Below are 13,346 nucleotides of genomic sequence, written 5' to 3' on the forward strand. Positions count from 1 at the left end.
CTCCGCGGCGCTGCCCTCACCGCCGGATCCTTGTCCCGAGGTAGTTCTGGCTGTTTGTTCGTCGCGCGGGCCCGATCGGTTACAGAATTCGCAGCTAGAAGCCGAAATTGCGGCAATAACGGCAATTCGCCGACCCCTCCTCCGCCTGTGTTATACAAGCCAGCATGGAGGCGCACAGTGATCGCCGAAGCCGGGCAGCCCGGCTCGATTCGTTCGGTGGCCCCGAAGTCCTGGGTGTCCGCGAGGTTCCCGTTCCCACGGCCGGACCGGGACAGATCCGTGTCAAGGTGACCGCAGCCGGGCTGAACCCGATGGACTGGGTCATGACCGCCGACGCCGACACCGCCGGCCGGTTCGGCCTGACATTGCCGGTCGGATTCGGGACCGACTACGCCGGTGTGGTCGACCAAGTCGGGGCCGGGGTGAACGGCTTCGCGCCCGGCGACCGGGTGTTCGGTGGCGCTCTCTCGCGCGCGGTCGCCGACTACGTGGTGGTCGACCCGGTCCCGGGCATCGCCGCGAACGAAGCCCACCACACTCCCGACGGCGTCGACGACCGCACCGCCGCCGCCCTCACCATCGCCGGACGCACGGCATCGGCCGCGCTCTCCGTGGTCGAACCCGGGCCGGGCGACACCGTGCTGATCGGCGGCGCGGGCGGCGGCGTCGGGGTGTTCGCCGTTCAGTTGGCCCGCATCGCGGGCGCGCGGGTGATCGGAACCGGCTCGGCAGGCTCGGCGGACTATCTGCGCGATCTCGGAGCCGAACCGGTCGCCTACGGCGATGGCCTGGAAGACCGGGTCCGCGCCCTCGCACCGGGCGGCATCACCGCGGCCCTCGATCTCTTCGGCACCGAAACAGTCGACGTCGCAAGGACTCTCGGCGTCCCCGATGCCCGCATCACCACCATCGCCACCGCGATCGAAGGCATCACACCGGCCAACGGCGCCAACGCCGCACCCGGCGTGCTCGAGAAGATCGCGGATCTGGTTGCGGCCGGACGACTTCGGGTCCCCATCGCGGCGAATTTTCCGATCGAGCAGATCCGCGCCGCGGCCGAACTCCAAGCCGGTCGGCGGGTGAAAGGCAAGGTCGTCATCGACCTTTGACGCCGCACCGGGGATCTGGCAGCGATCGCCACCCGGCTGGCGGAAAACGTCGATGCCCGCGAACGGGCCGCCGCTTAGCGTTTTCGCGGGGCGACATCGGGGTCGGCCCGCACGGTCCTGCCCCCGCGCGCGCGGCGCGGGGGTAGATTGTCTGTATCCGCAAGTTACTCGTAAGTAGGAGGCGATGATGCCGGTGCCGGCTGCCGCGGTGTTCGAACGGTTGCGCTCGTTCGCGGCCGTGGATTCCACCCAGGACCATGCGACCCGAGCGATCACCGAGGTGTTCACCGGGGAGACCCTGGGCGAAGTGCCGGTCGGGACCGCCGCCGACGTCGCCGCCGCCATCGCCAAAGCCCGTGTCGCCCAGGCGGAATGGGCCGCCCGCAGCCCCAAGCAGCGGGCCGAGGTGCTCGAGCGCTACCGGGCGCTGGTGGTCGAGAACCGCGAGTTCCTGATGGACATCGTGCAGGCCGAGACCGGCAAGGCCCGCTGGGCGGCGCAGGAAGAGATCATGGGCCTGATGTTCGCGGCCCGCTACTTCTCCCGGGTGGCTCCGCAACTGCTCGCGCCGCACAGCGTGCCGGGTGCGTTCCCGGTGCTGAACAAGGCGACCGTGCGCGCGGTGCCCAAGGGCGTGGTCGGGGTGATCGCGCCCTGGAACTACCCGATGCTGCTGTCGGTCGGCGATTCGATCCCCGCACTGCTGGCCGGAAACGCCGTCGTGGTCAAGCCCGACAGTCAGACCCCGTACTCCTCGCTGGCCAATGCCGAGCTGTTCGTTCGCGCGGGATTGCCGCGCGACCTGTACGCGGTGGTGCCCGGACCGGGCACGGTGGTCGGCACGGCCATCGTCGAGGACTGCGACTACCTCATGTTCACCGGTTCCTCCGCCACCGGCCGCACCCTGGCCGAGGCGTGCGGTCGCCGCCTGATCGGCTTCTCCGCCGAACTCGGCGGCAAGAACCCGATGATCGTGGCGCGCGGCGCCGATCTGGACAAGGCCGCGAAAGCCGCTGTGCGCGCGTGTTTCTCGAACGCCGGCCAGCTGTGCATCTCGATCGAGCGCATGTACGTCGAGCGGGCCATCGCGGCGGAGTTCACCGAGAAGTTCACCGCCGCGGTCAAGGCCGCGAAACTCGGTGCCGCCTATGACTTCTCGGCCGATATCGGCAGCCTCATCTCCGAATCGCAGCTCGAGACCGTCACCAAGCATGTGGCGGACGCGGTGTCCAAGGGCGCGAAGGTGCTCGCGGGCGGCAATGCCCGGCCGGACCTGGGCCCGCTGTTCTACGAGCCGACCGTGCTCGCCGACGTCACCGACGCCATGGAGTGCGGCCGCAACGAGACCTTCGGCCCACTGGTCTCGATCTACCCGGTCGACTCGGTCGACGAGGCCATCGCCCGCGCCAACGACACCGAATACGGCCTCAACGCCAGCGTCTGGGCCTCGAGCAAGGCCGAGGGGCAGCGCATCGCCGAGCAATTGCACGCGGGCACAGTCAATATCGACGAGGGCTACGCGCCCGCCTGGGGCACCACCGGCGCACCCATGGGCGGCATGGGCATCTCCGGCGTCGGCCGCCGCCACGGCCCCGACGGCCTGCTGAAGTTCACCGAACCGCAGTCCATCGTCATCACCCGCATCCTCAACCTCGACCCGCCATCGTTCCTGTCCCAGGAGAAATGGCAGCCCCTGCTCATGACCCTCGCCCGCAGCTTCCGGTTCCTGCCCGGCCGCTGAGGTCTCGGTTCGGCCACCCAGACCCGGGTGCGTACGCTGTACCCGACGGAAGGGTGGTCGAATGCCGGAGAATCCGCTTGCCGCGCCGGGAGCGTGGGATCAGGTTGCCGAGGGATATGACGCGGTCGTCTCGGAAATGATGCGGCCGTTCGCGATTCACGCATTGAACCTGGCCGAGCTGAACGGGCGGGATCGGATCATCGATGTCGCCACCGGGCCGGGCGTGCTGGCGTTGCTGGCCGCGCCGCGGGTCCGGGAGGTCGTGGCGGTCGATTTCTCGGCGGACATGATTCGTCGGCTGCGGCTCGCGGTCATGCAGGGCGGTGTCGGGAATGTGCTCACCGGCGTGGGCGACGGGCAGGAATTGCGCTATGCCGGAGACACTTTCGACGCGGCCTTCTCCATGTTCGGGGTGATGTTCTTCCCCGATCGCGGCCGAGGCTTCGCGGAACTGTGCCGGGTGGTGCGGCCCGGCGGGACCGCGGTGGTGTCGAGCTGGGCCCCGATCACCGAGTCGCCGTTGATGACGCTGTTGTTCGAGGCGTTCCAGGCGGGGATTCCGGGCTTTCCCGCGCCGCGGCCGAATCCGGAGAGCCTCGAGAATCCGGACGTCTTCGAGCAGGAAATGCGCGCGGCGGGATTCGAGGACGTCTCGGTGCACGCGCACGCCGAAGCCTTCGGCTACGACAGCGCCGAACAGCTGTGGGACAAGCTCACCCGGGGGAGCGCGCCGTTGCAGGCGACGCGGCGCACGACCGACAAGGCCACGTGGGCGGCGCAGGAGAAGGTGATGCTCGACTATCTGCGCGAGCACTACGTGCCCGGCACCGCGCTGTCCACGACCGCCTGGATCGGCACGGGTCGCGTTCCGCGGTAAGGGTTTTCACCTCGGGAGGATTAACGATGGCGCGGCCGACCCGGAGAAACCGGCCGCGCCACCTTCCTTCATCCGGCCAGCTCGTTGCCTCGGCGCGGGGCGGGAGCCGCTTCCAGCACCGCTGCCTCGGCATCGGTGAACAGGCGTGACCGGATGACGAATCGGACTCCCTCGGGGGCTTCGAGGGAGAAACCACCGCCGCGGCCGGGGACCACGTCGACGGTCAGATGGGTGTGGCGCCAGTATTCGAACTGGTCGGCGCTCATCCAGAACGCCGTATCCGGGAAGATGCGGCCGACCAAGACATCGGCCGCGCCCACCCGGAATTCACCGAGGGGGTAACACATCGGGGAGCTGCCGTCGCAGCAGCCGCCCGATTGATGGAACATCACCGGACCGTGGTGGTCGATGAGCCGTTGCAGCATTTCTCCAGCGGCGTCGGTAATGGTCACTCGACTGACGGAACCTGCCTTCATCACGCTCCTCGCAGACTTGCGGCTCGTCTGATCTGGGAAAGTGCTGGTGGTTCAGTAGAATCCGAGCTTCTTGGCCGAGTAGGAGACGAGCAGGTTCTTGGTCTGCTGGTAGTGGTCCAACATCATTCTGTGGTTCTCGCGGCCGATACCGGACTTCTTGTAGCCGCCGAACGCCGCATGCGCCGGATAGGCGTGGAAGCAGTTGGTCCACACCCGGCCGGCCTTGATGGCCCGGCCCATCCGGTACGCGGTATTGCCGTCGCGGCTCCAGACGCCCGCACCCAATCCGTACAGGGTGTCGTTGGCGATGGTGACCGCTTCGACCTCGTTGTCGAAGCGGGTCACCGCTACCACCGGACCGAAGATCTCCTCCTGGAAGATCCGCATGGTGTTGCGGCCCTCGAAGATCGTCGGCTCGATGTAGTACCCATTGGGGAAGCCCTCCACCTTGCGCATCTCACCGCCGCTGAGCACCTTCGCGCCCTCTTTACGGCCGATATCGATGTAGGAGAGGATCTTTTCGTACTGGTCGTTACTGGCCTGCGCGCCGATCATGGTCTCGATGTCGAGCGGATTGCCGCCCTTGATCGCCTTGGTGCGCTCGATGGCCAGGGCCATGAAATCGTCGTAGATGGACGAGTGGATCAGCGCCCGCGACGGGCAGGTGCAGACCTCGCCCTGGTTGAGCGCGAACATCACGAAGCCCTCGACCGCCTTGTCCAGGAAGTCGTCGTCGTCGGCCATCACGTCCGGGAAGAAGATGTTCGGGCTCTTGCCGCCCAGCTCCAGGGTCACCGGGATGATGTTCTCGCTCGCGTACTGCATGATCAGGCGGCCGGTGGTGGTCTCGCCGGTGAACGCGACCTTGGCCACCCGCGGGCTCGACGCCAGCGGCTTGCCCGCCTCGACGCCGAATCCGTTGACCACGTTCACGACTCCGGGCGGCAGCAGGTCGGCGATGAGCTCGATGACCAGTAGCAGCGAGGCCGGAGTCTGCTCGGCGGGCTTGATCACCACGCAGTTGCCCGCGGCCAGAGCGGGGGCGAGTTTCCAGGCGGCCATGAGAATCGGGAAGTTCCACGGGATGATCTGGCCGACCACGCCGAGCGGCTCGTGGAAGTGATAGGCGACAGTGTCGGCGTCGATCTCGGAGATGAAGCCTTCCTGCGCGCGCACCGCACCGGCGAAGTAGCGGAAGTGATCGACCGCCAAAGGCAGGTCGGCGGCGAGGGTTTCGCGTACCGGCTTGCCGTTCTCCCAGGTCTCCGCGACGGCCAGCTTCTCCAGATTCGCCTCGATCCGGTCGGCGATCTTGTTGAGGATGTTGGCACGATCCGTCACCGACGTGGCACCCCATGCCTCGGCCGCGCCGTGTGCGGCCTCCAGCGCCATATCGATATCCGCCGCACCCGATCGCGCTACCTCGCAGAAGGTCTCACCGTCGATCGGCGAGGGATTGTCGAAGTATCTGCCCTCGATCGGCGCTTTCCAGTCCCCGCCGATGAAGTTGTCATAGCGGCGGTTGAAGCTGACGATGCTGCCGTCGGTGCCGGGTTTGGCATAGATCATGGCGCGGCTCCCTGATCGCAGACTGCGGTGACGGGGGTCACTATGAACCGGCAAGGTTGGCGGGAGGTTGGCGTCCGGTTGGCGAAACGTTGCTGTGCCGCGGCCTGCCGATTCGGCTGCAGGACAGGACAATCCAGACAGGATCTACGCCTGCGGCACCGAACGGTCTACGCGTGCAGCGCGGTGTGCAGACGGCCCGCCGCCAGGGCCCGGCGGCTGTCGCCGTGCGGGAGCAGCCGTAGGGCGTGCTCGTGGATCTCGATATCGTCGGGGCAGCGCTGACCGAAGCGCAGCGCGTGCTCGGGATTGCGGTCGGCGAGCACGGCGGTACGCAGGCAGACGTCGAGGTGCTCGCGCCACTGCACGATGCCAGGCACATCCGAGGCGGGCAGCAGTGGACCGCGATACAGGCGCACGGCCGTGGTCAGATCGCCCGCCTCCAGCGCCGCGAGCAGTTCCACGGCATCGCAGGCGAGCGGATCGGTGAGCATGTAGCGGCGGTCGGCGATCTGGCCGTCGGTGGCGGCGCGCAGCCGCGAGACGTCGGCCTTGAGCGTGCTCGAGGACACCGATCGGTCGCCATAGATGGCCTCGTGCAAGCGTTCCGGGGTGAAACCCTCCGGCTCGAGAGCCAGCAGCGTCAGGATCTCCAGCTGACGCGGGCGCATCGAGACCTGTTTGCCGTGCTTGTAAAGGCGGGGCACGCCCAGCGATTCCAGCCGGGTGTTGCTCGCCGGACGGGCTTGTTCGAAGTGCACTCGGGCTTCGATGGCAGTCACCAGGGCTCGGACAGTCGTGAGAATGAGGGGGTGTGAGCGATCCCAGTAGGTCGATAGATCCAGCACGCCGAGCTGACGGCCGTCGGCGGCCCGGATGGGCGCGCAGTAGCAGACCCAGCCGTGCAACGCCTCCACCAGATGCTCTGCGGCCCAGACCGAAGTGGGTCGCCCGCTGTGCAGTGACAGCGCCACGCCGCTGGTGCCCATGTACGGTTCGTCCCAGCAGCCGCCGGGGGCGAGGTTGACCGACTCGGCCCGCCGCCGGACCGACCGGTCGCCACAGCTGAACAGCACGGTCCCGGTGTCGTCGGTGACCACCGCGACCATCCCCGAATCCTCGGCCAGCGCCCGCAGCTCGCCCGCCATCTCGGTGATCGGGGTGCGCAACGGCGATTCGGCCCAGCGCGAACCCAATTCGTCACGGTCGGTGGCGGGTGCGACGGCGCGGGCCGGATCGACCGTGCGCAGCGACCGCTCCCAGGACTCCACCACCTCGTGCCGCAACACCACCTCGGTGCTCGCGGGGGCCGGTCCGGAGCCGGAAGTCCAGCGCGCCCATGCCTTCTCCAACTCCGCACGCTGATGCGCCGGGGCGGGCAGCTTCGTCATGGCGCAAACTCCTCGCGGTGCGACCGGGCCGAGCGATATCCCATGATGGCGCGCGGTTCCATCGCGCGGGCCGCATTCGCCGCAGTCCGTGCGTTAATTCATTCCGTGCGGGTTCGCAGTCTTCGCCGCACGCCGGTGCCGCGCCCTCACTCGGTCCCGGATTCCACTGGTAGACAAGAACTCATGGTCCTCCCTTTCCGGTTCGGCGTGAACCTCACGACCCCGTCTTCTCGCACCGCGTGGATCGAGAAATGCCGTCGCGCCGAGGCACTCGGCTACGACGTCATCGCCGTCCCGGACCATCTCGGGCTGCCCGCGCCGTTTCCGGCCCTGATGGTCGCCGCCGACGTCACCGAACGGCCCCGGCTGGCGACCTTCGTATTGAATACGCCCTTCTACAACCCGGTGCTGCTGGCCCGCGATGTCGCCGGACTCGATCAGCTCACGGGTGGCCGGTTCGAACTGGGCCTCGGGTCGGGCTATGTGCGGGCCGAATTCGACGCTGCCGGAATACCGTTCCCGTCCGCGGGCAGCAGGGTGACGCACCTGGAGGAGACGGTCGCGACCCTGCGCCGCCTCTTCGGGGATCCGGACTACAAGCCGCAGCCGACACGTGCGGGCGGTCCGCCGCTGATGATCGCCGGATGGGGTGAGCGAGCGTTGCGGCTGGCCGCCGAGAACGCCGATATCGTCGCCTTCACCGGCGCGGGTGCGGCCGAGAGCGGCCTGCTCACCCTCGCCGACGCGGAGACGACAGCCAAGAAGACCGACTACGTACGCGGGCTGCTCGCCGCCCCCGGCCGTGAGAACCGGGCCGGGGCCGTGGAATTCAATCTCCTCGTGCAGGGCGTCGCCGCGCCGTCGGAGCGGGCGGGCATGGCCGCCCACCTCACCGAGCATCTCCCGTTCGATTTCAGCGGCGCGATCGAGGACCTGCCCGTCATCCTGATCGGCACCGCCGTCGAGATGGCCGCCGCACTTCGCGAGCGCCGGGAACGCTTCGGCTTCAACTACATCAGCGTGCTCGAACACAATATGGACAAGTTCGCCCCGCTCATCGAAATTCTGCACGGGGAGTGATCCGGCAGGTTTGAGACTCCGGTATCGAGGCATTGCGTCGGCACAGACGAACTCGACCAGGAGGATCCAATGTCGGGTACAGCATGGGGCGTATTGATCGTCGTGCTGGCGGCCATCGTGGCGCTGCTGTTCATCGTGGCGGGCATGCTGCCGCGGATGCGCAGTCGGCGGCTGCGGAATCGATTCGGGCCGGAATACGACCGGTCGGTGCAATCGGCGCAGAACCGCAAGGTCGCCGAGCAGGAGCTCACCGAACGCGAAAAGCGCCATCAGGAACTGCCTTTACGCGAGCTGTCGGAGGATGAGAAGCGCCGCTACGAAATCGCGTGGGCGCATGTGCAGGAACAGTTCGTGGACGATCCGGCCGGGGCGCTGGACTCCGCCGACCGCCTGGTGACGCAGGCGATGACCGATCGCGGCTATCCGAGCGAGGACTACGACCAGCAACTGGCGGATCTTTCGGTCGAGCACGCGCGGCCCCTGGACCGATTCCGCACCGCGCACGAGATCACCGCGCGCGCCGAAGGTGGCGCGGTCTCCACCGAGGACATGCGCTCGGCCATCATCCACTACCGGGACCTGTTCGCCGAACTGGTCGACGGCACCGCCCGACATCACCGCTGAGGTAGCGACATGAGCATGGAAACCAATCCCCGCAACGCGATTCAGCCCGACCCGGTGGAGGAGCGAAACCAAACGCCGCTGCCGTCCACCCCGCAGGCACACCCCGACCAGGGCGAAACAGTCGCCAAACCCGGCAACGGGCAACTGAGTGAGCACTGGCGCGAGGTCCAGATCCGGTTCGTCGACGATCCCAAGGACGCGGTCACCCGTGCCGACGCCCTGGTGGCGGACGCGCTGACCCAGCTGACCGATCGGTTCTCCCGCCGGCGTGAGGAGCTCGAAAGCCGGTGGGCGCGCGGCGACGCCGCCGACACCGAGGAAATGCGCCAGGCGCTGCGCGGCTACCGCGAACTGTTCGATCAGCTCGTGGGCGGCACCGCGTCGGGCGCGATGAACATGTAGCTCTTCTCCTCCACCCGCTGCTGGATGCGCCATTCCCCGTCCACCCGCTTGAAGGTGTCGTGGTACCACAGGCCGCACAGCATCAGCCTGCGGCTGCCGTCGCTGGAGGTCACCAGCATCGGGTTGTGGCACATGGTCCGCGCGGTGGCGTGATCGCCGTCCACCCGGATCGAGGAATTACTGATCATGTGCTGGAACGCCGAGAAATTGGGCATGACGGTGGCGAGGAACTTCTTCGTGGATTCCACGTCACCGGCCGGCCCGCCCATGGCGGTGTAGTCGATATGCGCGTCGGTGGTGAAGAGTTCGTCCAGCAGCTCCCACTGGTGGGTGTCCACGGCATGGGAATACCGGACCATGAGGTCCTCGATTTCCAAGCGGTCCGAAATCTCCTGCAGGGAAAGCATGGTGCCTCCGAGTCGTGCCGATAACTGTTCAGTGACGGTGCGCCAGCGTACGTCGACCCGAGCTTTGATCTTGCAGTTTCCGAAAACTATGGGGATGCAATAGATCTCGTTCGGACCGGTCCGTCAGTGCCTTACCCCGGAAACGGGGTCTTTCCAGGTCACGCGATCCGGTCGCCGACGGGGTAATCCTTGGCCGTGATGGTCCGGGCCACCTTTTGCGGCGCACCACCGATGAGACCGCGCCACGGCAGATACGGCAGCAGCCGCACATTCAGATTCCGGAAGGCGATCATGGCCTTGCTGTTGGGCGCGTACCAGCCGCCGACACCCGCCGCGAACTTCTGACAGGCATCGACCATGGGCCGCATCTCCTGCTCATAGCGGGCGAAGGCCACGGTGTGATCGCCTGCGGCGGCGGCCAACTCACCCGCGAGCACGTACGCGCCGACCAGCGACAGATCCGCGCCCTGACCCGAGAGCGGCGACGCGCAGTACCCGGCGTCGCCGGCCAGCGCGACCCGGCCCTTCGACCAGGACGCCATCCGAATCTGAGCCATGGCATCGAAATAGAAGTCCGGGGCGTCCGGCAGGGCAGCCAGCAGTCGGGGCACCTCCCAGCCTTCACCGGCGAAGGTGTCGGTGAGGATGCGGCGCTGAGCTTCGGTGTCGCGATAGTCGTACTCCAGCGGCTCGGAGGCCCACGCGAAGATCGCCTTGGCTTCGGTGTTGTCGCGGGCGCTGTAGCTGCCCGCGATCTTGCCGGGACTGTTGTAGTCCTGCTCCCAGTGATCGAGATCCAGCAGGTTCGGTGTCGTGAAGATCGAGATGTAGTAGCCCATGTGGTGCAGGAACTGCGCCTCCGGCCCGAAAACCAGCTTGCGGGTGTGGGAGTGGACGCCATCCGCGCCGATGACCAGATCGAAGGTGCGCGCGGGGGAGCGCTCGAAGGTGACGTGCACGCCGTCCGCGTCCTCGGCCAGTGCGGCGATCGAGTCCCCGAAGAGGTACTCCACGTCTGCGCGAGTGGCTTCGTAGAGCACCTCGGCCAGGTCACCACGCTGAATCTCGGTGTCGCCGTTCGCACCGACGCCGTTGAACACCTCGCTGGAGATGGTGGCGCGAGCCGCGCCCTTCGCGTCGACATAGGTGGTGCCGCGCTTGCCGGTGCCGCGGGCGTGCACCTGCTCGAGCAGGCCCATCCGGCGCACCACCTCGGTGGCGGTGCCCAGCACATCGATGGCCTGCCCGCCGGGGCGCAGGGTGGGGGACTTCTCGACGATCGTCGGCTCGAATCCGTAGCGCTTCAACCAGAAAGCGAGTGCGGGACCAGCGATGCTCGCGCCGGAGATCAGGACCTTCTTGGAGCTCGTCTGCTGCATGTCCACCACCGTACGACCGATTTGGGCATATGCGCAAGACATTTGTCTAAGGCGTATGCGCTAGAGTGCTGAGCATGGGAAATCGTGAGGATCTGCTCGCCGGCGCCCGAGAGTGCCTGTTCGACAAGGGGTATGCCCGCACCACCGTGCGCGATATCGCCACCGCGTCCGGGGTGAGCATGGCCGCCATCGGGTACCACTTCGGATCCAAGGAGGCGTTGCTGACCGCCGCGCTCGCCGAGGCCACGCGGGAGTGGGGCGACGAACTCGGAGCCGCCCTGGCACACGGGGGCGCGCCGGATCCGGATCCGCTGCGGCGCTTCGCCTCCCACTGGGATGCGGTCCGCGCCTCCGTCGCCACCCATCGCGGCCTGTGGGCGGCCACCTTCGACGCGCTCTCGCATCCGGAGACACGCGCCCAGTTGGCGGCGCAGACCGGGGAAGCCCGTTCAGGGTTGGCGCGACTGTTCGACGGCACCGCCGAGGAGGATCCGGAGGCGGGCCGGACGGTGGGTGCGCTTTATCAGGCGCTGCTGATCGGGCTCGCCGCGCAGTCGCTCATCGACCCCGAATCCGCGCCCACCGGGGCCGAACTCGCGGAGGGGCTGCGGCGGGTGGGCGGGTTGCCGGTCGCGCCCGCCTAGAGTGAGGCCGTGGCCAGCATTGTTTTGGATCGCGTGAGCCTCGGGCACGGGGCGACGTCGGTGTTGACGGACGTCGAGGCGACGTTCGCGGGGGAGCGGTGTACGGCCGTGGTCGGGCCGAGCGGGGCGGGGAAGACGACGTTGCTGCGGTTGCTGAATCGGTTCGGGGAACCCGACAGCGGGCGGGTGCTGCTGGACGGGACGCCCGTCACCGAGCTGGATGTGCTGGGCTTGCGGCGGCGGGTCGGGCTGGTGCCGCAGCGGCCGGTGCTGCTGACCGACACGGTGGGCGAGGAAATCGTGGTGGGGCGCGAGGTGGACGCGGAGCGGGTCGAGGAGTTGCTGCGGACGGTCGGGCTGCCGGACGGTTTCGCGGCGCGTCGCTGTGGTGAGTTGTCCGGCGGTGAGGCACAACGGGTTTGCCTGGCGCGGGCGCTGGCGGTCGAGCCGGAGGTGTTGCTGCTGGATGAGCCGACCTCCGCGCTCGACGGGGCGTCGGCGGTGGCGATCGGCGAATTGATTCGTGCCCATGTCGGGTCGGGCGGGAGCGTGGTGCTGGTCAGTCACGATCCGGGGTTCGTGGCCGAGGTGTCGGATGAGGTGTGGACGTTGACGGGCGGGCGGCTCACCCGGGGCGCGGAAGCGGGGAAGTAGCCATGACACAGGGACTTTCGGTTCCGGACTGGCGTGGCGTCGGAGCGTCGCTGGTGTTGGTGGCGCTGGCGGCCGTGATCGCATACCGGCAGCAATTGCATGTGACGCGGGAATTGCTGATCGCCGCCGCGCGGGCCGGGGTGCAGCTGATCGCGGTCGGGGCGATCCTGCTGATCCTGTTCCGGCACACCGGCTTGCCGGGCGCGCTGGGATGGGTGGTGTTGATGGTCGTCATCGCCGGGCAGGTGGCCGGACGGCGCGGCGCGGGACTGCCGCACGCGCAGCGGTCGGCGACCATCGGGGTGGCGTTCGGGGCGTCGATCACGCTGGGGTCGTTGATCGTGTTGGGCATCATCTCGACGCAGGCGCGGGTGGTGGTGCCGGTGGGCGGAATGATCGTGTCGTCGGCCATGCAGTCGACCGGTATCGCCCTGCGCCGCTTGGTCGAGGATGCGCGGCGCGCCCGGGATGCCGTCGAAGCGCGGTTGGCGCTGGGGCTTTCGGCGCATCAGGCGTTCCTGCCGAATCAGCGCTCGGCGCTGCGGACCGCGCTGATCCCGGCCATCGACTCGACCAAGGTGGTCGGTCTGATCAGCCTGCCGGGCGCGATGACCGGCTTGATTCTGGCGGGCGTGGATCCGCTCACGGCCATCCGCTACCAGATCGTGGTCATGTACATGCTGCTCGCGGCGACCACCCTCGCGGCCCTGGCGGCCACCCGGGTCGCCGAGCGGACGCTCTTCGACGGCGCGCAACGCCTTATCCCACTACCGAATTGACGACCGACCAGCCCGCAGAATCCTAATGAGTGAGATTTCAGATGCGAGCACAACCGTCCGAAATGCCGTTATCGCTACGATGTCCTCGATACGATGGCCGGGGGATAGGTAATTTCGTATGTCATCCTTCTGACGGCCTGCCGAGCCTGCGAGGGCGAACAGATGCCGCCGTTCAATATCATCAAACCGCAGCGCCTCTGACAACGCACGTAATACC

At 67.7% G+C, this 13,346-nt stretch carries 14 protein-coding genes; 9 read left to right on the plus strand and 5 right to left on the minus strand.

Translation table 11 applies throughout. From position 1 onward, the window contains the following. Positions 1-164: 164 nt before the first annotated feature. From ACWELQ_RS19680 to ACWELQ_RS19690, 3 genes are all read left to right on the plus strand, one after another. Positions 165-1,109: an NADP-dependent oxidoreductase gene (locus ACWELQ_RS19680; RefSeq protein WP_452398486.1), complete on the plus strand. Its 945-nt coding sequence runs from the start codon at positions 165-167 to the stop codon at positions 1,107-1,109. A gap of 187 nt (positions 1,110-1,296) precedes the next feature. Further along, positions 1,297-2,850 (plus strand): succinic semialdehyde dehydrogenase, encoded by a 1,554-nt coding sequence (locus ACWELQ_RS19685; protein ID WP_452398487.1) that lies wholly within the window; start codon positions 1,297-1,299, stop codon positions 2,848-2,850. A 61-nt stretch (positions 2,851-2,911) separates the two neighbouring features. Continuing rightward, the gene (locus ACWELQ_RS19690) at positions 2,912-3,727 is read left to right on the plus strand and encodes a class I SAM-dependent methyltransferase (protein ID WP_452398488.1); all 816 of its coding nucleotides are present in this window, start codon (positions 2,912-2,914) and stop codon (positions 3,725-3,727) included. A gap of 68 nt (positions 3,728-3,795) precedes the next feature. Here ACWELQ_RS19690 and ACWELQ_RS19695 read toward each other — a convergent pair whose 3' ends face one another. The 3 genes from ACWELQ_RS19695 to ACWELQ_RS19705 form a co-directional block, all read right to left on the minus strand. Further along, positions 3,796-4,203, minus strand: a complete 408-nt coding sequence (locus tag ACWELQ_RS19695; RefSeq protein ID WP_452398489.1) for a DUF779 domain-containing protein — start codon at positions 4,201-4,203, stop codon at positions 3,796-3,798. A gap of 51 nt (positions 4,204-4,254) precedes the next feature. Further along, on the minus strand, positions 4,255-5,772 hold the full coding sequence (gene adh, locus ACWELQ_RS19700) for an aldehyde dehydrogenase (RefSeq protein WP_452398490.1): 1,518 nt from the start codon (positions 5,770-5,772) through the stop codon (positions 4,255-4,257). Positions 5,773-5,939: 167 nt separating this feature from the next. Continuing rightward, entirely contained in the window at positions 5,940-7,160 is a 1,221-nt protein-coding gene (locus ACWELQ_RS19705) for a transcriptional regulator (protein WP_452398491.1), read from the minus strand. A gap of 183 nt (positions 7,161-7,343) precedes the next feature. Between ACWELQ_RS19705 and ACWELQ_RS19710 the strand changes: the two genes are divergently transcribed. The 3 genes from ACWELQ_RS19710 (at position 7,344) to ACWELQ_RS19720 (ending at position 9,266) form a co-directional block, all read left to right on the plus strand. Then, positions 7,344-8,240 carry a TIGR03621 family F420-dependent LLM class oxidoreductase gene (locus ACWELQ_RS19710; protein ID WP_452398492.1) on the plus strand — a complete coding sequence of 299 codons (897 nt, stop codon included), beginning with the start codon at positions 7,344-7,346 and terminating at the stop codon, positions 8,238-8,240. Positions 8,241-8,309: 69 nt separating this feature from the next. Continuing rightward, entirely contained in the window at positions 8,310-8,864 is a 555-nt protein-coding gene (locus tag ACWELQ_RS19715; protein ID WP_452398493.1) for a hypothetical protein, read from the plus strand. Between the two features lie 9 nt (positions 8,865-8,873). After that, positions 8,874-9,266 (plus strand): hypothetical protein, encoded by a 393-nt coding sequence (locus ACWELQ_RS19720; protein WP_452398494.1) that lies wholly within the window; start codon positions 8,874-8,876, stop codon positions 9,264-9,266. On the opposite strand, the gene ACWELQ_RS19725 is transcribed toward ACWELQ_RS19720, so the two are convergent. Beyond that, positions 9,224-9,673 carry a nuclear transport factor 2 family protein gene (locus ACWELQ_RS19725; protein WP_452398495.1) on the minus strand — a complete coding sequence of 150 codons (450 nt, stop codon included), beginning with the start codon at positions 9,671-9,673 and terminating at the stop codon, positions 9,224-9,226. The genes ACWELQ_RS19720 and ACWELQ_RS19725 overlap by 43 nt on opposite strands. A gap of 158 nt (positions 9,674-9,831) precedes the next feature. Then, positions 9,832-11,052, minus strand: coding sequence for an FAD-dependent monooxygenase (locus tag ACWELQ_RS19730; RefSeq protein WP_452398496.1), 1,221 nt, complete (start codon positions 11,050-11,052; stop codon positions 9,832-9,834). A 74-nt stretch (positions 11,053-11,126) separates the two neighbouring features. Here ACWELQ_RS19730 and ACWELQ_RS19735 point away from each other — a divergent pair, with 74 nt between their 5' ends. Genes ACWELQ_RS19735 through ACWELQ_RS19745 form a run of 3 tightly spaced genes read left to right on the plus strand, consistent with a single transcriptional unit; the run spans position 11,127 to position 13,129 of the window. Continuing rightward, positions 11,127-11,696 (plus strand): TetR/AcrR family transcriptional regulator, encoded by a 570-nt coding sequence (locus tag ACWELQ_RS19735; RefSeq protein WP_452398497.1) that lies wholly within the window; start codon positions 11,127-11,129, stop codon positions 11,694-11,696. A 9-nt stretch (positions 11,697-11,705) separates the two neighbouring features. Next, complete coding sequence (locus ACWELQ_RS19740; RefSeq protein ID WP_452398498.1) at positions 11,706-12,350, plus strand: ABC transporter ATP-binding protein; 645 nt, start codon at positions 11,706-11,708, stop codon at positions 12,348-12,350. A 2-nt stretch (positions 12,351-12,352) separates the two neighbouring features. Further along, entirely contained in the window at positions 12,353-13,129 is a 777-nt protein-coding gene (locus tag ACWELQ_RS19745) for an ABC transporter permease (protein ID WP_452398499.1), read from the plus strand. Positions 13,130-13,346: the final 217 nt, after the last annotated feature.

It is taken from the genome of Nocardia sp. NPDC004722 (assembly GCF_053601505.1).